Annotated in this window: 16 protein-coding genes and 1 rRNA gene (1 of these 17 only partly in view); 7 read left to right on the top strand and 10 right to left on the bottom strand. The window is 62.2% G+C overall.

Features of this window, described 5'->3' with window-relative positions:
* The first annotated feature begins 85 nt into the window (after positions 1–85).
* Positions 86–201, top strand: a 5S ribosomal RNA gene (gene rrf, locus PSH91_RS18300).
* A gap of 102 nt (positions 202–303) precedes the next feature.
* Here the strand turns inward: rrf and PSH91_RS18295 are convergent.
* Positions 304–705, bottom strand: a complete 402-nt coding sequence (locus PSH91_RS18295; protein WP_047230566.1) for a lysozyme inhibitor LprI family protein — start codon at positions 703–705, stop codon at positions 304–306.
* Between the two features lie 123 nt (positions 706–828).
* Between PSH91_RS18295 and PSH91_RS18290 the strand changes: the two genes are divergently transcribed.
* On the top strand, positions 829–1287 hold the full coding sequence (locus PSH91_RS18290) for an SRPBCC family protein (protein WP_047230567.1): 459 nt from the start codon (positions 829–831) through the stop codon (positions 1285–1287).
* A gap of 251 nt (positions 1288–1538) precedes the next feature.
* Here PSH91_RS18290 and PSH91_RS18285 read toward each other — a convergent pair whose 3' ends face one another.
* Positions 1539–1919, bottom strand: coding sequence for a hypothetical protein (locus tag PSH91_RS18285; protein WP_370695165.1), 381 nt, complete (start codon positions 1917–1919; stop codon positions 1539–1541).
* A gap of 163 nt (positions 1920–2082) precedes the next feature.
* Complete coding sequence (locus PSH91_RS18280) at positions 2083–3030, bottom strand: AraC family transcriptional regulator (protein WP_076383875.1); 948 nt, start codon at positions 3028–3030, stop codon at positions 2083–2085.
* Positions 3031–3232: 202 nt separating this feature from the next.
* Here PSH91_RS18280 and PSH91_RS18275 point away from each other — a divergent pair, with 202 nt between their 5' ends.
* Entirely contained in the window at positions 3233–3970 is a 738-nt protein-coding gene (locus tag PSH91_RS18275; RefSeq protein ID WP_047230449.1) for an SDR family oxidoreductase, read from the top strand.
* Positions 3971–4066: 96 nt separating this feature from the next.
* On the opposite strand, the gene inhA is transcribed toward PSH91_RS18275, so the two are convergent.
* Positions 4067–4753 carry an isonitrile hydratase gene (gene inhA / locus PSH91_RS18270; RefSeq protein WP_305466408.1) on the bottom strand — a complete coding sequence of 229 codons (687 nt, stop codon included), beginning with the start codon at positions 4751–4753 and terminating at the stop codon, positions 4067–4069.
* Between the two features lie 98 nt (positions 4754–4851).
* Between inhA and PSH91_RS18265 the strand changes: the two genes are divergently transcribed.
* Positions 4852–5844 carry a GlxA family transcriptional regulator gene (locus PSH91_RS18265; protein ID WP_305466406.1) on the top strand — a complete coding sequence of 331 codons (993 nt, stop codon included), beginning with the start codon at positions 4852–4854 and terminating at the stop codon, positions 5842–5844.
* Here PSH91_RS18265 and PSH91_RS18260 read toward each other — a convergent pair.
* Positions 5813–6715, bottom strand: coding sequence for an alpha/beta fold hydrolase (locus PSH91_RS18260; protein ID WP_274091399.1), 903 nt, complete (start codon positions 6713–6715; stop codon positions 5813–5815). The genes PSH91_RS18265 and PSH91_RS18260 overlap by 32 nt on opposite strands.
* 28 nt (positions 6716–6743) lie before the next feature.
* Positions 6744–7121 carry a hypothetical protein gene (locus PSH91_RS18255; protein ID WP_305466402.1) on the bottom strand — a complete coding sequence of 126 codons (378 nt, stop codon included), beginning with the start codon at positions 7119–7121 and terminating at the stop codon, positions 6744–6746.
* Positions 7122–7725: 604 nt separating this feature from the next.
* Between PSH91_RS18255 and PSH91_RS18250 the strand changes: the two genes are divergently transcribed.
* Entirely contained in the window at positions 7726–8088 is a 363-nt protein-coding gene (locus PSH91_RS18250) for a DUF6124 family protein (RefSeq protein WP_305466400.1), read from the top strand.
* A 167-nt stretch (positions 8089–8255) separates the two neighbouring features.
* Here the strand turns inward: PSH91_RS18250 and PSH91_RS18245 are convergent, their stop codons facing one another.
* The 4 genes from PSH91_RS18245 to tam all read right to left on the bottom strand — a co-directional run bounded on the left by PSH91_RS18245 (position 8256) and on the right by tam (position 13116).
* Positions 8256–10079, bottom strand: a complete 1824-nt coding sequence (locus PSH91_RS18245) for a glycoside hydrolase family 15 protein (protein ID WP_305466398.1) — start codon at positions 10077–10079, stop codon at positions 8256–8258.
* Positions 10072–10872 carry an SDR family oxidoreductase gene (locus PSH91_RS18240; RefSeq protein ID WP_305466396.1) on the bottom strand — a complete coding sequence of 267 codons (801 nt, stop codon included), beginning with the start codon at positions 10870–10872 and terminating at the stop codon, positions 10072–10074. Before PSH91_RS18240 ends, PSH91_RS18245 begins: the two co-directional genes overlap by 8 nt.
* Before the next feature lie 267 nt (positions 10873–11139).
* Positions 11140–12273, bottom strand: a complete 1134-nt coding sequence (locus PSH91_RS18235) for a cupin-like domain-containing protein (RefSeq protein ID WP_047230457.1) — start codon at positions 12271–12273, stop codon at positions 11140–11142.
* A 72-nt stretch (positions 12274–12345) separates the two neighbouring features.
* A complete protein-coding gene (tam, locus tag PSH91_RS18230) occupies positions 12346–13116 on the bottom strand; it encodes a trans-aconitate 2-methyltransferase (protein WP_047230458.1) in 771 nt (256 codons plus the stop codon).
* Positions 13117–13261: 145 nt separating this feature from the next.
* Between tam and PSH91_RS18225 the strand changes: the two genes are divergently transcribed.
* Positions 13262–13996: a thioesterase II family protein gene (locus tag PSH91_RS18225; RefSeq protein ID WP_305466393.1), complete on the top strand. Its 735-nt coding sequence runs from the start codon at positions 13262–13264 to the stop codon at positions 13994–13996.
* A 263-nt stretch (positions 13997–14259) separates the two neighbouring features.
* Positions 14260–18491: the beginning of a non-ribosomal peptide synthase/polyketide synthase gene (locus PSH91_RS18220; RefSeq protein WP_305466391.1), read on the top strand. It continues 8287 nt past the right edge of the window; only the first 4232 of its 12519 coding nucleotides appear in the window; its start codon is at positions 14260–14262; its stop codon lies off the right edge, out of view.

Genomic DNA, 18491 nt, shown 5'->3' with positions numbered 1-18491 from the left:
AACCGAAAGTTCGCACAACACACAAAGCTATCGCATACCCATTTGCTGGAACGTGACCGCAAGGCACGCGCTGGCTACCGAATTTCTTGACGACCATAGAGCATTGGAACCACCTGATCCCATCCCGAACTCAGTAGTGAAACGATGCATCGCCGATGGTAGTGTGGGGTTTCCCCATGTGAGAGTAGGTCATCGTCAAGATTAAATTCCGAAACCCCTATCTGCTGACGCAGGTAGGGGTTTTGTTTTTGTGCCGAAAAAAAAGGATGACCTGAAGAGGTCATCCTTTTTTTGCATCAATGGTTAAGCCCCAGGGACCGGGCAGCTCAGATCACCTTCTTCGCACTTGAGGTAGGTCTTGAGCGTCTCGACCCGGGCCTTGGTTACGGCTGTGGCGCAATTGCTGTGGACCAGCGGATAGACGCTACCCCCTTCGACTCCGGAGGCAGAAAAATTGCATTCGGCGTCACGGAAGCTGATCCAGGCCCGCTGTGCCTTGACCAGTAGCTGCTTGGCCTGCGGGTCATCTTTAAGGCGTGCAGTGATCTGCTTGTACAGACTGTTCAGCTCGTCGTCAGCGGCTTTGTTCTCTTGGGCTGCGCACTGGTTCATTGCTCCCTGGGTGCTAGCATTGGCGCAGTCATCGGCTTGGACAATACTGATAAAAAGCAGCGGCGTCAGGCCCAGAAACAAGCGTGGGAACATGGTCGATCTCTCCTTGATGGGATTTCTAAATGCCGAAGGAGTGTACCCAAACGCTGGGTCGATACAACTTTCTGGTTGGCCTCGTGGTCTTACAGGCCTAGGGTTGAACACAGGAGGTGACTCATGCATTCATCTGATCGCATCGAAAGAAAAATTCTGCTCAAGGCGCCGCGCTCTCAGGTCTGGCGGGCCTTGGCCAATGCCGAAGCCTTCGGTCAATGGTTCGGCGTCGCGCTTGAAGGCAGACGATTTGTCGCGGGCGAGCGTACCCAGGGGCAGATCACCTATCCTGGTTATGAACACCTTATCTGGGACGTTGCGGTAGAGCGGGTCGAGCCGGAGCGGGTTTTTTCGTTTCGCTGGCATCCGTACGCCATTGAACCGCAGGTGGACTACTCTCAGGAACCCGAAACGAGGGTTCAGTTCGAACTTGAAGACATGGATGGCGGCACCTTGCTCAAAGTGGTGGAGTCGGGCTTTAACGGTATCCCGGAGGCGCGTCGGCTTAAGGCTTTTCGTATGGACAGCCGTGGTTGGGACGAGCAGATGGCGAATATCGAAGCATTCCTGGCCAAGGCCTGATCCTCAGTGCCCGTGCATCTAAGGGTTTACGGAAGGGCTGCTATAGCGAATGTCTTACACGCCATGGTTGCTATATCGTCTGTTGCGCTTTGGATCCGATGCGTAATCTGTACTCAACCACTGAAGCACAGGGAGTGCTTCAGGATCAGGGACGATCGACCTTGCAAGGATGGCTATCGACAGGGAGTCGTGATGGTCTTGGAAAAACCCGCCTCGGCGGGTTTTTTTTCGTCTGCAGAAAAGCCGACCTATCAAGCCAGGCGTCGCGCCATGGTACGGTCGGAACCATCAGCGGCAAGTGCCTGCCCAGGTGTGCGGTCGGAACCATCAGCGGCAAGTGCCTGCCCAGGTGTGCGGTCGGAACCATCAGCGGCAAGTGCCTGCCCAGGTGTGCGATCCGAACCATCAGCGGCAAGTGCCTGCCCAGGTGTGCGGTCCGAACCATCAGCGGCAAGAGTCTGCCCAGGCGTGCGGTCCGAACCATCAGCGGCCACAGGCTGCTGATATCCGAGCGTTTGCGTAAAAAAACGGTCCTGCTGCTGGCTGGGCAGGGCAAAGGCACTGACGCTCAGGACGAAAGTGGTAACGGCGATCAAGGAACTGAAAGTTTTCATGGCGATGACTCCGGTCATATCAAAAGGGGTTGAGTGCCGGGTCGTCCAGATGTCGCGATCTGCTGAACCCGTTGCAGCCCGGACGGTAGTCTTGCTGCATGGGTTCAGAGTAGGGGCGAGGAGGGGGACGCCGTTAGACGGATACTGCCCTTGGTTTGCCTGATCCTGTTTGTGTGCAGGATCAGGCGCGACTCATCTGCAAGGCCTCGGCACGTAGCCGGGCGATGTCCTTGCTCGGCGAGGCCCCGAATAGACGGCTGTATTCGCGGCTGAACTGCGAGGGGCTTTCATAGCCCATTTTGTAGCCGATTGACGAAACGTCGCTGTTCTCCGCCAGCAGCAGCCGTCTGGCTTCCTGCAGGCGCAGCTGTTTCTGGTATTGCAGCGGGCTCATGGCGGTCACGGCTTTGAAGCGATGGTGCAATGCCGAAGGGCTGAGATTGATCATTTGTGCCAGGCTATCGATGCTCAGCGGCTCGGCATAATGGTTGTTGAGCCACTCGATTGCGCGACTGATACGGTGGGTTTGCGTGTCGGGGATGGCAATTTCGTGCAAGCGCTGGCCCTGTGCACCCCGTAGCAGGCGGTAGAAAATTTCCTGTTGGGCCAAGGGCGCGAGCGTGGCGATATCGTCCGGACTCTCCAACAGCCGCAGCAAACGCAACACCGCATCGAGCAGCGGCGCGTCGATGCGGTCCAGGAATAGTCCTCGATCGGTCCGTTGGGCCGGTACCCCAATGGGGCTTGCGTCGGCGATCAGACGGCAGATCTGCGCCGGGTCGATATCCAGGCGAATGCACAGGTAGGGGCGCTCGGGGCTGGCTTCGATCACCTGACCCGCCAGCGGCAGGGTGACCGAGACCACCAGGTAGTTGAGCGAATCATAGACGTAGCATTCATCCGCCAGCCGAACCTCTTTGCGCCCCTGGACGATCACGCACAAACCGGGCTTGTGGATCGTGTGCAGGGCTTCGGTGGGCTGGTCGCTACGGATCAGGTGCAAGGTCTCGATGGCGGTGGGATGAACGCCGAATTCCGGGGCGAAGCGCTTCATCAGTTCCGCCAGTTCGGTGCGGCGCTGGTTGACGCCGTCCTCAGGCGTTACGTGTATGGACGTGGATACCGACATGCCGATCTATCTCCCTGGCCAAATGGGTGGACCGCGCTAGTAAAGCCGATTGTGCGCCCGGCGACCAGAGGCGGTTTTATCGCTACAGGATCGTGCAAGGGCGCAGGAGGATCCGGCTAACCCAGACACGGATCTGCTCCCTAATCTGGACCTGTCAAAACGCTCCCATCGGGGGGCCATACATCCAGACGAGGAAACCATCATGTCCGCTATTCAAAACAAAGTTGTGGTGATCACCGGCGCCAGCAGCGGTATTGGCGAAGCCGCCGCACGGTTGCTGGCTGCCCGGGGCGCACGAGTGGTGCTGGGTGCGCGACGCGTCGATCGCTTGCAGGCGCTGGTGCAGGAACTTGAAGCCGACGGCCAGCAGGCTGCTTGCAAAGCCGTGGACGTGACGCGCCGTGATGATGTGCAGAGCCTGATCGACTTCGCTGTCGAGCGATTCGGCAAGGTCGATGTGATCGTCAACAACGCCGGGGTCATGCCGCTCTCCAAACTCGAGGCGCTGAAAGTTGACGAGTGGGATCGCATGATCGACGTCAACATTCGTGGCGTACTCCACGGCATCGCCGCCGGTTTGCCTTTGATGCAACGCCAGCGCAGTGGCCAGTTCATCAACATTGCTTCCATTGGTGCCTACACGGTCAGCCCGACGGCGGCGGTGTACTGCGCCACCAAGTTCGCCGTGCGAGCGATTTCCGAGGGGTTGCGCCAGGAGGTCGGTGGTGACGTGCGGGTGACGGTGATTTCTCCTGGCGTAACCGAGTCGGAGTTGGCCGAAAGTATTTCCGATGAAGGTGGGCGCGCCGAGATGCGCGAGTTTCGCCGGATCGCCATTCCCGCCGAGGCGATTGCCCGGGCGATTGCCTACGCCATTGAACAGCCGGACGATGTGGACGTCAGCGAACTGGTGGTGCGCCCGACGGCCAGCCCGTTCTGAATTGAATCGATGCGGCAGGAGATTCTTCATGTCTTGTGTGGTGAGGGGATAAAACCCCTCACCACCTTTTTTTGGGGGACTGATTGGCGTTAATCGTTATTGCAGTGCCAATCGCGCCGCTGCCCGTTGAGTAATCTGCGAGCGCACTCGAAACGACTCTGCTGCACGTCGGTTGGCTTCTGCCAACACTTGGGACGGTGCAGTGTCCGGGCCGCCGGCGGTGAACGGCGGGGCCGGGGCGTATTCAAGCTGTAGCTGGACCAGCTCGGCGGTGTCCTGGTCGAACAGTTCGGCCGCCAGGGTCAAGGCAAAATCTATCCCGGCGGTGATGCCACCACCGGTGAACAGGTTGCCGTCCCGTACCACACGGTCCTTGACCGGTGTGGCGCCCAAGGTTTGCAGCAGACTGTGATAAGCCCAATGGGTGGTGGCCCGTTTACCCTGCAATAAACCCGCCGCGCCAAGCACCAGCGAACCGGTGCACACGGAGGTGATGTACTGCGCGTGGGCCGCCTGTTGCTTGATGAACGCCAAGGTCTGCTCATCTTCCATCAACGGCCCGACGCCGCTGCCGCCTGGGATGCAGATCACGTCGAGCTTGGGGCACTTCTCGAACGTGGTGGTCGGTAGGAGTACCAACCCGGTGCTGGCGGTGACTGGGGCCAGGTCTTTCCAGATCAGGTGCACCTTCACGTCTGGCAGCGAGGCGAGCACGTCATAAGGGCCGGTGAGGTCCAGTTGTTGAACCTGGGGGAATAACAGAAAACCGATCTGCAACGCCATGGCGCTTTCTCCTGAAGTGATGCCTGAGGGGTGGACGGTTTAACTTTAGGCCCGTAGGCTCTGGCGTATACGCCAATAAGCCCACGAATTACGCCAATATGCCAAACCCACCGAAAACCGTTCATGTACTGGCCTTTGCCAACGTGCAGGTGCTAGATGTCACCGGGCCCTTGCAGGTCTTTGCTTCGGCCAACGACCTGGCACGCCAGCAAGGCTTGCCGTTGCCTTACGCACCCACCGTGATTGCTGCCGGTGGCGGGGCGGTGATGTCGTCGGCGGGGCTCGCGCTTATGGCCGAGCCGCTGCCGAGCGAGGGTAGCGACACATTGCTCATCGCCGGCGGTTGGGGAGTGTACGAGGCGGCGCAGGACGCGGCGCTGGTGGCCTGGGTCAGGGGCCATGGTCTGCGCTCGCGGCGCGTGGCGTCGGTGTGCACCGGGGCGTTCCTGCTGGCCGCCAGCGGTTGGTTGGACGGACGCCGAGTGGTCACGCACTGGACCCGTTGCGAACAACTGGCCCGGCAGCACCCGCAACTGCGGGTCGAACCCAACCCGATTTTTATCAACGACGGCCCGGTCTGGACTTCGGCGGGCGTTACGGCCGGCATCGACCTGGCGTTGGCCCTGGTGGAGGACGATTTGGGTCGCGCCATCGCCCTGGAAGTCGCCCGGCAACTGGTGGTGTTCCTCAAGCGCCCGGGCGGTCAATCGCAGTTCAGCGTGACCTTGTCATTGCAGAATCAGGGCAGTCGTTTTGACGATCTGCACGCCTGGATCGCGGAAAACCTCACCCAGGACCTGGGCTTGCCGAATCTGGCGGCAGAGGCGGGGATGAGCGAGCGCAGTTTCGTGCGTCACTACCGTGCCGACACCGGCCAGACGCCGGCGCGGGCGGTGGAGCTGATTCGCGTGGAGACCGCGCGCCGGCTGCTGGCCGACACAGCACTGCCGATCAAGCGGGTCGCGGTGCAATGCGGCTTTGGCAGCGAAGAAACCCTGCGCCGCAGCTTCCTGCGGGCCATGGGTGTGACGCCCCAGGCGTATCGCGAGCGTTTCGCGGTCAGCCCTCAAGCAGATCCAGCAACGCCCTGAGCGTGGCCTGGGGGGCTTCCTGGGGAATGTTGTGGCCGACACCGGCGAGCACTCGACGCTCGTAGACACCGCTGAAATGTTCGGCGTCTTCGTCGAACTCAGGTGCAGGTCCAACGCCGTCATCGGCACCGCACAGGGAGATGCTCGGCACGCTGATGGCCGGTTGCGCGGTCAGTCGTTCCTCCATCCACTCCAGCGTCGGGTCGCCCGGTGCGTACATGAAGCGATGACGGTAGGAATGAATCACCACCTCGACGAAATCCGGGTTGTCGAAGGACGGGGCACTGAGGGGATACAGCGCTGTGCCGCGTGTCCAGGTCGGTGACCACAGGCGCCAGAGCAACTGGCACAGTTCGCGCCGGTTCTGCGTCAGGCCCTCGACGCCCCGGGCGCTGTGGAAGTAATACTGGTACCACAATCTGTGCTCGGTCTCAGGGTCCAGCGGCTGAGTCGATCGGGGAATGTCCTGCACGTTATAGCCATCCCCGGTCACCAGGCAGCGAACCCGTTCGGGCCACAGCGCCGCCACGATGCACGCGGCCCGCCCGCCCCAGTCGTAGCCGCACAACGCTGCTTGGGGAATGGCGAGTGCCTGCATCAGGTCCAGCAGATCCTGGGCCAGCGCTGCTTGCTGACCGGAACGCAGGATGCTCGGGTTATTGAACCGGGTCGTGCCGTAGCCGCGCAGGTACGGCACGATGACCCAATAGCCGCGCTGGGCCAGGGCCGGTGCGACTTCATCAAAGGCCCTGGGGTCGTAAGGGAAACCGTGCAGCAGGATCACTGGGGCGCCGCTGGCGGGGCCGTGCTCTTCGTAGGCGATGCGCAGCAGAGGCGTCACCGCGAAGTTGATTCTGGGCGCCTGGTTCATGTCGGTCTCCTGCACGGCTCGGTTGCCGTTATGCGGGGTCCTGATTCACATATTTGGCCCGATCCGGCGTGAAGGTCACGATCATGTTCGTGCTGGAGCAGGTCAGGGTGCGGTCCTGGGACAGATCGATGTCCAGGTCTTCACCGCGCAGGCCCTGCCATTGGGCGAGGTACTTGAGGCAGCCGAACTTTTCGTTTTTCTTCAGGCTGCGACTGACACCGCCTTTCCAGCCGAGCACCGGCAATTCACCGGCCAGGCAACGCTGCGCCAGCTCGGGAAACTTCAGCGCCCGGTCGCGGCCGATTTCCCAGCACTTGATCAGGCCCTTGTCCTGGCCTTCCCAGAGGTCTTCCCGGGTCAGGCCTGTTCGGGGCGGGGTGGTGATAGAGCGTTTTACATGGGTCATGTCAGATCCTTGAATCGGGTTTTGTCGGGCAGCTCCGCTGCACCCTTGAGTGCATCGATCTTAGGAGGGGTTTACAGGGCTGGCAACCTGAAACCGGCGGCAGCGATAGATGGAGAAATGTTGGTGCCCGCTTCTGTGGCGAGGGGATTTATCCCCGCTGGGCTGCGTAGCAGCCCCGAAAACGGTCAACTCGGTCTGTCTGGCAAATTGGATTGGCCCATGGACGGGCTGCTACGCAGCCCAGCGGGGATAAATCCCCTCGCCACAAGGGTGTGGAGTTCCTACAAAAAAATAGGTGAACCGGAATTTTCCGACGAGTCGTGGCGGTTGCCGGTTCGGAAACGGCGGGGCTAGGCTGTGCCGGTCGCTGCAAAATCAGCGATCGGGTTTGGTCACCCGTCCAATGTCAGGCGCACACGCGCCAACCTCAGCATGTCGGCGCTTTTTTGTGTGCTTGTCGGTATGCTTTGCGGTGGGCTGTGCGCGGGGCACTTTCGAGTGCGCCGGGTGCCTGACTTCCCGGTTGACCAACCTGCGTATAGCCCACCACCCCTCGTTTGGTCACGAGGTGAGTGGGCTCAATTTCAAGTCAGGAGCTTCACAAATGGTCAAGATCACCCCCAACCCTCCACGCGCCGAAAACCTGTCCGCCTACACCACCCTCGACACCAAAAAACTCCGCGAAGCCGCTGACCGGGCGCTGAATGTCCACTTGTCTCCCCCAGCCAAACCCGACACCCAGGACGGCCAGATATTTTCAGTGGTCCCCGGCCTCAACACCGAATCCGTGCTGACCAGCCTCAGCGAAACCCTGGCTTCGGCCAACGCCATGGTCAGTGACCTGGCATTCGAGCTGGAAGGTTCCCGGCGGCATGTTGCGCTGGGGATTCAGCAGTTGATTGAGCTGGGTACGTTGCTGGCCAATCGAGCGTTGGATGATCTCGAACTGGCTGAGTCGGCGCGGTAGCAGATACACCACTTGTTGTACTGAGCTTTGGTGGTGCAGGGTGGGAGCAAGGCTTGCCCGCGATGAGGGCGACTCGATTTCACGACCGCGTCGCCTTCATCGCGGGCAAGCCTTGCTCCCACAAAAGCCCGTGCACAGCGGGGAATACGTTCACTCGCCAGCCCGGCTCACGGCTGCCAATGCGTTTTGTCCCCGCTCAATTTGCGGTCCAGGAAACTGGCGGCGCTGATCAGCGCCAGGTGGGTCAAGGCCTGGGGGGTGTTGCCCAGGTGGTAGCCGTGGCTGTCGAACTCCTCGGCGTACAAGCCCAGCGGGTTGGCGTAGCGCAGCAGTTGTTCGAACTCCAGCTGGGCTTTTTCCACACGGCCGGCGCGGGCCAGGCATTCGACGTACCAGAACGAACACGCGGCGAACGAGCCTTCAGTGCCCCTGAGGCCGTCGACGGGGCTTTCGTCGTTGCGGTAGCGGTAGACCATGCCATCGCGCACCAGGTCTTTTTCAATCGCATCGAGGGTCGAGAGCCAGCGCGGGTCGCGCGCGCTGACGAAGCGCACAAGCGGCATCAACAACATCGAACCGTCGAGGGCGGTGCTGCCCAGGCGCTGGATGAAATGCTGCCGTTCCTCGCTCCAGAAATTTGTCCAGATGTCTTCATAGATGGCCTGGCGAGTCTGGTCCCAGCGGGCGAAAGGCGCGGGCAAGGAGCGTTTGACCGCGAGGCGGATGGCGCGATCGACGGCGACCCAGCACATCAGCCGCGAATGCAGGAAGTGGTGCTTCTCCCCGCGCATTTCCCAAATACCCACGTCTTTGTCCTGCCAGATATCACAGACCTGATCGACCACATTGACGACGTGTTTCCAGCCCTGATGGGAAATGGCTTCGCCGTATTTGTTGACCAGGTACACCGCGTCCATCAATTCGCCGAAGATATCCAACTGCACTTGTTTGTAGGCCAGGTTGCCGATGCGCACCGGCTTGGCATGACCAAAGCCGCTGAGGTGTGGCAGTTCGACTTCAGGTAGCTCCAGCCTGCCGTCCAGGCCGTACAGGATGTTGAGTTTGATCGGCTGATCGCAGCAGTCGCTGACCCGGCTCCGCAGAAAACGCATGTAGGCGTTGGCTTCTTCAACGAAGCCCAGGCGCATGAACGCGTAAACGGTGAAGGACGCGTCGCGGATCCAGGTGTAGCGATAGTCCCAGTTGCGCTCGCCGCCACGGGTTTCCGGCAGGCCGAAGGTCGCGGCGGCGAGGATGGCGCCGTGTTTGCGTGAGGTCAGCAGTTTCAGCGCCAAGGCCGAGCGGTTGACCATCTCCCGCCAGCGCCCGCGATAGGTGGATTGGCCAATCCAGCCGCGCCAGAACGCCAGGGTTCGCTCCAGGCATATTGCGCTGATGTCATCCTGAAGCCGCGGGTCGTCAATACCGCCCAGCAGGAACTCGGCGCTCTGGCCTTGTTCCAGCCTGAACTCGGCCACCGCCGCCCGGTCGTCCAGGGTCATGAGCTGATCGGAACACAAACGCAGGCCAGGTTGCCCCGGTGCTTCGAAGCAGATGTGATCGCCGTCACGGCGTGCGCTGGTGAGGCTGCGGGCGTAGTCGTGGCGTACCGCGCAGCGCATGCGAAACGTCGCGCTGCCGAGGGTCATGCTCACTTTGCGGATCAATACCGGCAGGTCATCCTCGCTGTCGCCGATGGGCAGCAGGTCGGTTATTTCCACCACGGCGTCATCACTCAGCCAGCGGGTTTGCAGTACGTTGGTGTCAGGCAGGTAGATCTGCTGGCGACGGGCATTAGGCAGGTCCGGCGCCAGTTGAAAGATCCCCGCGTCCGGCGTGTCCAGCAGCGAGCAGAAAATTGATGGGCTGTCGAATTCCGGCCAGCAGAAAAAGTCGACACTGCCTCGGTCATTCACCAGGGCAGCACTGCGCATGTCGCCGATGATGCCGTGGTTCTCGATAGGGCTTTGGGTTTCGTGATAGTCAGCCATTGCCGTGGAACCCCGGATAAAGGCTCATCCCGCCATCGATGAACAACGTGGTACCTACCACGTAATCGGACAAGTCCGACGCCAGCCAGACCACCGCGTTGGCGACATCTTCCACATCGCCGATACGCCCGTAAGGAATCAGCTCCAGCAATTTCTGCTCCTGTTCGCCTTCAGTGACCTCGCGGTTGATGGCCGTGCGGATCGCGCCGGGCGCGATGCTGTTGATGCGGATGCGCTGGTGGCTGATTTCCTGGGCCAGACTCTGCATCAGCAGATGGACGCCGCCCTTGGAGGCAGCGTAGTTGATGTGACCGGCCCAGGGGATGCGCTGGTGCACTGAGCTCATGTGGATGATTTTGCCGGCGGCCCGGGACACGCCCTGGCGAATGCCCTGCTGATTGAAAATCCGCAGGGCGGCACGGGCGCAGAGGAACTGGCCGGTCAGGTTGGTGCCGATCACGGTGTTCCAGTCCTCCAGGCTCATGTCGACGGCGGCGGCGTCTTTTTGCAGGCCGGAGTTGGCGACCAGGATGTCCAGCGTGCCAAAGGCTTCGATAGTCTGGGCGAACAGTCGCTCGACATCCGGCTCCTTCGACACATCGGCACCGACGGCGATGGCGCGTCCACCGTTGGCGTTGATTTCACGGGCCAGGTCTTGCGCCGGGCCGGCGCTGGAGTGGTAGTTGAGCACCACCGCGGCACCGGCGTCTGCCAATGCCCTGGCCGCGCCTGCACCAATGCCGGAACTGGCGCCGGTGACCAGGGCAACCTGTCGGGCGAGGGATATCTGCATGGTCTAGCACCTTGAGTTGAGGGCTTTACCTGCTGACTGGTATGAGGTGCGTGGAGTTCATTTGGGTGAAGCAGTCTTCACGATGGAATGAACGCGCCACCCATGGCGAACACAAAACCTGTGGCGAGGGGATTTATCCCCGCTGGGCTGCACAGCAGCCCCAGAACCTGGCAACGGTGATGTGGCAGACAGTTTGAATGGGGCCGCTTCGCGCCCCAGCGGGGATAAATCCCCTCGCCACAAAGGCCGCTCGCCTCAAGTCAGCGCTCACCAACCCCGCCCCGAATTCACCCAGAAGTTCACTGACAACGAAGTGGACACCGACTCCACCTGATGGAACCAGCCTTCAGGCAGGAACAGCAGATCCCCGGCCTCCAGCGTCACCCGCAGGAAGGTCACGTCACGGGCGCGGGGGAAGCGCTGGTAGTCCGGCGCGTCCGGGTTGAAATCGCAACCGTCCAGGCCGCCTTGGGGCGCCGTGGACCAGGTGCCGAGGGCTTCGCGGTGATGGGGGGCGGCGAGGGTGAAGATTTTCTGGCCCCAGACCTGGGCGAACAGGTTGTCGGTGTCGTCGCGGTGCAGCGGGGTGAGGGTGCCCTTTGGGCCGATCCAGATGCGTGGCGGGATGAACAGCGACGGGTCGAAATAGGGCGGGTAGTTGATTTGCTCCATCAATTGCGCCGGCAGGATGTTGTTGCCCATGTAGGCCGGCGGTTCACCATCGGCGCCCTTGACCGCCGGGCTGTCCAGAGAAGCAATGAAATCGGCCATGGACGTGGAGCGGAAGTCCCGCTCGGTGGAGAAGGTTTTTTTCACGTAGTCGCCGTGGCGGGTGATGCCTTGCAGCTCGGCAAAATGCACCAGGGATTCTTCGCGACTGAGCTTGAACAACGGCCAGTCCTGCAAGGCATTGCTGATGACCACCGGAATGCCATGGGGCAGGTAGCGCGCTTGAAACTCTTGCACCGACAGCTCGCTGCGCGGGCGACGTTCCACGCTGCGCTGGGTCGGCAGGCTGGCGGTGAGCTTTTCGCTGAAGCGCGGCGGGGTGGGATAACGCTTGTTCATGTCGACCTTTTCCACCGCGCCACTGCCGTGGCGGGCATGCTCGATGATCTGCGGCAACAACGTCGCCAGGCCCATGTTGCCGCCGATCTTCAGGCGTCCGCTGGCAAACAGCTCCTCGACATTGGCCAGGCCGGCCATGATCCCGAGAAAGTCCTTTTCCGCCACTTCAATGGTCACGTCGGGGCTGCTGTGGCGACCGGCCTGGGTGCGGCTGCTGGTTCTGACCTCCGACCAGTACGCCTGCTGGGGGCCGAACACGAATTGGAAAACACCTTCGATACCAACGGCGCCCGCGTTGGCGAACAGTTTGCCCAGAATGGTTTGCAGGTCCACGGCGGTCACTCTTGTGGGTATTGGTCTGAGCAGGTAACGAGGGCCGGGACCGGAAATTTAACCCTCGCTGCTCTAGCGGGTCGCGACCATGAACACACGGGGAAATGGCAGCAGCACCGTTCCATCGTCCATGGCCGGATAAGCCTGTTCAACGGCGTTGAGATACTGTTGCAGGTATTGCCCGCGTTGCACCTCATCCAGCGGGTCGAGAAACGGCCGCAAGCCGCTGCCCTTGAACCACTCCACCACGCCGGCGGCGCCCCCGGCCAGCGGGTGATGGTAGGTGGTGCGCCACACGTCGACACGGGTGCAATGGGGCTTGAGGATCGAGTAGTACAGGCTGGCATCGGCCACTTCCGTGCGCGTATCGGCGGCTCCGGCCAGTTGGCTGGCCCAGGGCCCATTGGCGGCGATTTCCCGCATCAAGCGGTGGGACGGCTGGTGCAGGGTGTCGGGCATCTGGATCGCCAGGTTGCCACCCTCGGCCAGTTTGCTGACCAGTGACGGCAGCAGGGTTGCGTGGTCAGGCAGCCATTGCAGCACCGCGTTGGCGAAGATCACATCGAAGGGGCCGGGTTCGTCCCATTGGCCGATGTCTGCGGTGTCGAAGGCCACTTCGGGCAGGCGCTGACGGGCGGCCTGTATCATGTCGCTGGAACTGTCCAGGCCACGCACCGTTGCCCCGGGAAAGTGCTCCACCAATAATTCTGTGGAATTGCCGGGGCCGCACCCCAGGTCGATCACCGAGCGCGCCTGCCCCGGCGGGATGGCCGCCAGCAGGTCCCGGGCCGGACGGGTGCGTTCCTGTTCAAACGTGACGTATTGCTTGGCAGACCAGGTCATGGCGTTCTCCTTTGCGATGGGGCGAGCCGAGATGCCGCCAGTATAGGGGGCGTGTGAGGCCATGGGGCAGGTACGGCGACACTGACTAATTCAGACTGTCGCCAGTTCGTTATCTTCCATACACAACTGATCGGAGAAAACCGCAGTGACCCAACTGACCTTGCTATGCCTGCCGTATTCCGGCGCCAGCGCCATGGTTTACAGCCGCTGGCGGCGCAAGGTGCCGCAATGGCTGCAGGTGCAGCCGGTTGAGCTGCCGGGGCGCGGGGCGCGTTTCGGCGAGCCGCTGCACACCGACATGGGCCCGTTGGCGATGCAACTGGCCCGGGAGCTGCGCCCCACGCTCCAGGCCCCTTATGCGCTGTTCGGCCACAGCCTGGGCGCATTGCTGGCCTGCGAAATCGCCCATGCCTTGCGTGAGCTGGGCTGCCCGGAACCGGTAGCGCTGTTCGCCTCGGGCACCGCAGCGCCGACGATGCGCGCCGATTACGACCGCGGTTTTGCCACACCGAAAACCGATACCGAATTGATCGAACAACTGCGCACCCTCAATGGCACCAGCGAAGAAGTCCTGGCCAATGAAGAATTGATGGCCCTGACCTTGCCTGTGCTGCGGGCGGATTTTCTGCTGTGCGGGCGTTTCCAGCCGCGAACCCGAACGCCGCTCAAATGCCCGGTGCACGTGCTCGGCGGCACCACCGACAAGGCCAGCACCGAGCAACTGATCGGCTGGAGCCGGGAAACCTCCGGCAGCTTTTCGGTGGACATGCTGGCGGGCGGGCACTTTTTTATCCATGAGCACGAGGCCAGGGTGCTGCGCCTGATCAAGGATCAGTTGAGCGTGCATCATCGACGGTATGGGTTGGCAATCAGCGCCTGATGCATTGATTCACAAACAATCTGCTTTTGTGGCGAGGGAGCTTGCTCCCGCTGGGTTGCGAAGCGACCCCTACCAGGCGTCGGTTCTTTTGCGGCCGGGAGCTTCTGCGACTGCTGCGCAGTCGAGCGGGAGCAAGCTCCCTCGCCACGGATTTCCCTCTTTCCTGACCTCTATTCTCAAGCGCTAATTTTTCCGGTCTGCATTCGTTTTATAGGGACGACATGCCTTTGTGCCTTGTGCCCACTGATTCCGGATACCCAGAAATGAATGCTGAAGACGCCTTGAAACTTGCTCGCCGGTTTATCGGGTTGCCCCTGGACAAGCGCCGGATGTTCCTGGCGGCGCTGGACAAGGAGGGCGTCGAGTTCAGCGGTTTCCCCATCCCCCAGGGCGTTGAAGCCGAAGATCGCCAAGCCTTGTCCTACGCCCAGCAGCGGATGTGGTTCCTCTGGCAACTGGAGCCCGGCAGCGCGGCCTACAACCTGCCGGGGGCGGTGCGGCTCAAGGGCGCATTGAGCCTGACGGCGCTGGAGCAGGCCTTCGCCAGCCTCGTCGCGCGTCACGAAACCCTGCGTACGGTGTTCCAGCGTCAGGCGGACGATAGCCTGTTGCAAGTGCCGACCTGCGCGCCGCTGCTGATCGAGCAACAGGATTTCAGTGCCTTGCCGGCCGCCGAGCGCGAACAGGCGGTGGCCGAGGCGGCGCAGCAACAGTCACTGCTGCCGTTCGATCTGGCGGTCGGGCCGCTGCTGCGGGTCAAGCTGCTCAAGCTCGACGAGCAGGAACACGTGCTGTTGCTGACCTTGCACCACATCGTTTCCGACGGCTGGTCGATGAACGTGCTGATCGACGAATTCATCCGCTGCTATGACGCCCATGAGGCGGGGCAGTCGCCGCAACTCGCGCCGCTGCCGATCCAGTACAGCGATTACGCCCTGTGGCAGCGCCGCTGGCTCGAAGCGGGCGAGCAGGCGCGGCAACTCGAGTATTGGCAGGCGCAACTGGGCAGCGAGCATCCGGTGCTCGAACTGCCGACCGATCACTCGCGCCCGGCCATGCCGAGCTATCGCGGCAGCCGTCATGAGTTTGCCATCGATGCCGCTTTGGCGGAGCACCTGCGCAGCACCGCCCAGCAGCATGGCATCACGCTGTTCATGCTGTTGCTCGGCGCGTTCAACGTGCTGTTGCATCGCTACAGCGGCCAGTCCGATATCCGCGTCGGTGTGCCGATCGCCAACCGCAATCGCGATGAAATCGAAGGCCTGATCGGCTTCTTCGTCAACACCCAGGTGCTGCGCACCGAACTGGACGGGCAGACGCGGGTTGCCGATTTGCTGCGCGCAGTCAAAGAGACCGCGCTCGGTGCCCAGGCCCATCAGGACCTGCCATTCGAGCGTCTGGTCGAAGCCCTGAAGCTGGAACGCAGTCTCAGCCATACGCCGCTGTTCCAGGTGATGTACAACCATCAGCCGCACGTAGCCGACCTCACCACGGTCAGCACCGCGTCCGGGCTGGAACTCGGCATGCTCGACTGGCAGGGTCGCACCACCCAGTTCGACCTGACCCTGGACACCTACGAAAAGGCCGGCAAGCTGCACGCCGCGCTGACGTACGCCAACGACCTGTTCGAAGCGCCAACCATCGTGCGCATGGCCCGGCATTGGTTGCGTTTGCTGGCGGCGATGGTCGCCGATCCGTCGCAACGCATCGGCGAATTGCCGCTGCTCGACGCCGATGAGCACAAAACCCTGGTGCACGGTGGCAATGCCACGGCCCAGCGCTATCCGACCGACCGCTGCATGCATCACCTGATTGAAGCCCAGGTGGCGCGCACCCCGGATGCACCGGCGTTGTTGTTTGGCGAACAAAGCCTGAGCTACGCGCAACTGGATGCCCGCGCCAACCGCCTGGCCCATCTGCTGCGTGAGCGCGGTGTGCGGCCGGACACGCTGGTGGGGATCTGCGTCGAGCGTTCGGTGGAAATGGTGGTCGGTCTGCTGGCGATCCATAAAGCCGGCGGCGCCTATGTGCCGCTGGACCCGGAGTACCCGCAGGATCGCCTGGCCTACATGATCGAAGACAGCGGCATCGCCTTGCTGCTGACCCAGCGCTCGCTGGCGGCGGAGCTGCCAACTGATGGCGTCAGCGTGATTCTGCTCGATCAGCCGAGTGGCTGGCTCGACGGTTACAGCGAGCGTCGCCCCGAGGTGACGGTTGATCCGTTGAGTCTGGCCTATGTGATCTACACCTCCGGTTCCACTGGCAGACCCAAGGGCGCGGGCAACAGTCACGCGGCCCTGGTCAACCGTGTGTGCTGGATGCAGCAGGCTTACGGCCTGGATGACAGCGATGCGGTGTTGCAAAAAACGCCGTTCAGCTTCGACGTGTCGGTGTGGGAATTCTTCTGGCCGCTGATGGCTGGTGCGTGTCTGGTGGTGGCCGCGCCGGGTGCGCACCGCGACCCGCTGCAATTGATCGATATCATCAACCGTTACCGCATCAGCACGCTGCACTTCGTGCCGTCGATGCTGCAGGCGTTTATCCATGAGCCGGGCGTGCAAACCTGTGAAGGGCTAAGGCGCATCGTCTGCAGCGGCGAAGCCTTGCCGCTGGATGCGCAGAAACAGGTCTTCGCCAAACTGCCGAACGCCAGCCTCTACAACCTGTACGGGCCGACCGAAGCGGCCATCGACGTGACCCACTGGACATGCGTCGACGAAGGTGCCGATTGCGTGCCGATCGGTCGGCCGATCGCCAACCTGCGCACCCACGTGCTCGACGCCCAATTGGTGCCGGTGCCGTACGGCGTGCCTGGCGAGTTGTACCTGGGCGGAGCGGGGCTGGCGCGCAGTTATCACCAGCGCCCGGCGCTGACCGCCGAGCGTTTTGTGCCGTGCCCCTTCCATGACGGCGCGCGCCTGTACCGCACCGGCGACCGGGTGCGCCAGCGTGCCGACGGGGTGATCGAATACCTTGGCCGCCTCGACCATCAGGTCAAGCTGCGTGGCCTGCGCATTGAGCTGGGCGAAATCGAAACCCGCCTGATGCAGCACCCGCTGGTGCGCGAGGCGGTGGTGTTGGTGCAGGACGGCAAGCATCTGGTGGGTTATCTGGTGCTGGAAAACACCCACCCGCACGAGCAGTGGCAGCAGGACCTCAAAGCGTGGCTGCTGGGCAGTCTGCCGGAATACATGGTGCCGACCTACCTGATGCCGTTGGCCAGATTACCGGTCACCGCCAACGGCAAACTGGACCGCAAGGCCCTGCCGCAACCGGACGCGGCGCCGCAGCAGGCGTTCGTCGCGCCGCAGGATGCGCTGCAGATCGCGCTGGCTGAAATATGGCAGGACGTACTCGGGTTGGAGCGGGTCGGCCTCGAAGACAATTTCTTCGAGCTGGGCGGTGATTCGATCATCTCCATTCAAGTGGTGAGCCGTGCGCGGCAGGTCGGTATCGGCATCAATCCGCGTGATCTGTTCCAGTACCAGACCGTGCGCAGCCTGGCCCTGGTCGCCAGCCTCGACCATCACAGTGCGGTGGACCAGGGGCCTATCACCGGCGCGGCTCTCCTCGGGCCGATCCAGCAGCAGTTTTTCTCGCGGCCGATGAACGCCCGTGAGCACTGGAATCAGTCGCTGCTGCTGACCGCTCGCGAGCCCTTGAATGGGCAATGGCTCGATGCGGCGCTGACCTGCGTGATCAATCATCACGATGCCCTGCGCCTGCGCTTTGTGCCGGGCGCGGACGGCTGGCAGCAGAGCCACGGACTGCTGCGGCAAAGCGCTGATCTGTGGTTGCGCGATGCCCAATCCGCCGAGCAACTGAATGCGCTGTGCGACGAGGCGCAGCGCAGCCTCTCCCTGCAAGAAGGGCCGCTGTTGCGCGCCATGTTGGTGAATCTGGCCGACGGCAGTCAGCGGCTGGCGCTGGTCATCCATCACCTGGTGGTAGACGGTGTGTCGTGGCGGGTGTTGCTGGAAGATTTGCAGCAGGCTTACGAACAACTGGCGGCGGGTGGCGGCGTGACCTTGCCGGCCAAGACCAGCGCATTCCAGAGCTGGACCGCGCGTCTGAACGCCGAAGCGCCGCGCTTCGACGATCAGTTGGCCTACTGGAAAGCCCAGCACCAAGGCGCGCTGGACCTGCCGTGCGATCGGCCCCAAGGCAGCCTGGAAAATGCCCACGGCGCGAAGATCGAATGGCGTCTGGATGCCGAACTGACCCGACAATTGCTGCAACGGGCGCCTGCCGCGTATCGCACCCAGGTCAACGATCTGCTGCTGACCGCGCTGGCCCGCACCATCACTCGCTGGAGCGGGCAGCCGGACACGCTGATCGAACTGGAAGGTCATGGCCGTGAAGCGCTGTTCGATGACATCGACCTGACCCGGACGGTGGGTTGGTTCACCAGCCTGTTCGCGGTGAAACTGACGGCCAGCGACGATCTCGGTGGGTCGATCAAGGCGATCAAGGAGCACCTGCGCGGCGTCCCGGA

It is taken from the genome of Pseudomonas sp. FP1154, assembly GCF_030687245.1.
GTDB classification, from domain to species: Bacteria; Pseudomonadota; Gammaproteobacteria; order Pseudomonadales; family Pseudomonadaceae; genus Aquipseudomonas; species Aquipseudomonas rhizophila.
This window is presented reverse-complemented; position numbering and strand designations above follow the sequence as displayed.

Coding starts and splice junctions, on each gene's coding strand:
- PSH91_RS18240 (WP_305466396.1), bottom strand. CDS start 10,872: ATGCAGATATCCCTCGCCCGACAGGTTGCCCTGGTCACCGGCGCCAGT.
- PSH91_RS18275 (WP_047230449.1), top strand. CDS start 3,233: ATGTCCGCTATTCAAAACAAAGTTGTGGTGATCACCGGCGCCAGCAGC.
- inhA (WP_305466408.1), bottom strand. CDS start 4,753: ATGGCGTTGCAGATCGGTTTTCTGTTATTCCCCCAGGTTCAACAACTG.
- tam (WP_047230458.1), bottom strand. CDS start 13,116: ATGACCTGGTCTGCCAAGCAATACGTCACGTTTGAACAGGAACGCACC.
- PSH91_RS18265 (WP_305466406.1), top strand. CDS start 4,852: ATGCCAAACCCACCGAAAACCGTTCATGTACTGGCCTTTGCCAACGTG.
- PSH91_RS18295 (WP_047230566.1), bottom strand. CDS start 705: ATGTTCCCACGCTTGTTTCTGGGCCTGACGCCGCTGCTTTTTATCAGT.
- PSH91_RS18255 (WP_305466402.1), bottom strand. CDS start 7,121: ATGACCCATGTAAAACGCTCTATCACCACCCCGCCCCGAACAGGCCTG.
- PSH91_RS18245 (WP_305466398.1), bottom strand. CDS start 10,079: ATGGCTGACTATCACGAAACCCAAAGCCCTATCGAGAACCACGGCATC.
- PSH91_RS18285 (WP_370695165.1), bottom strand. CDS start 1,919: ATGACCGGAGTCATCGCCATGAAAACTTTCAGTTCCTTGATCGCCGTT.
- PSH91_RS18260 (WP_274091399.1), bottom strand. CDS start 6,715: ATGAACCAGGCGCCCAGAATCAACTTCGCGGTGACGCCTCTGCTGCGC.
- PSH91_RS18290 (WP_047230567.1), top strand. CDS start 829: ATGCATTCATCTGATCGCATCGAAAGAAAAATTCTGCTCAAGGCGCCG.
- PSH91_RS18280 (WP_076383875.1), bottom strand. CDS start 3,030: ATGTCGGTATCCACGTCCATACACGTAACGCCTGAGGACGGCGTCAAC.
- PSH91_RS18250 (WP_305466400.1), top strand. CDS start 7,726: ATGGTCAAGATCACCCCCAACCCTCCACGCGCCGAAAACCTGTCCGCC.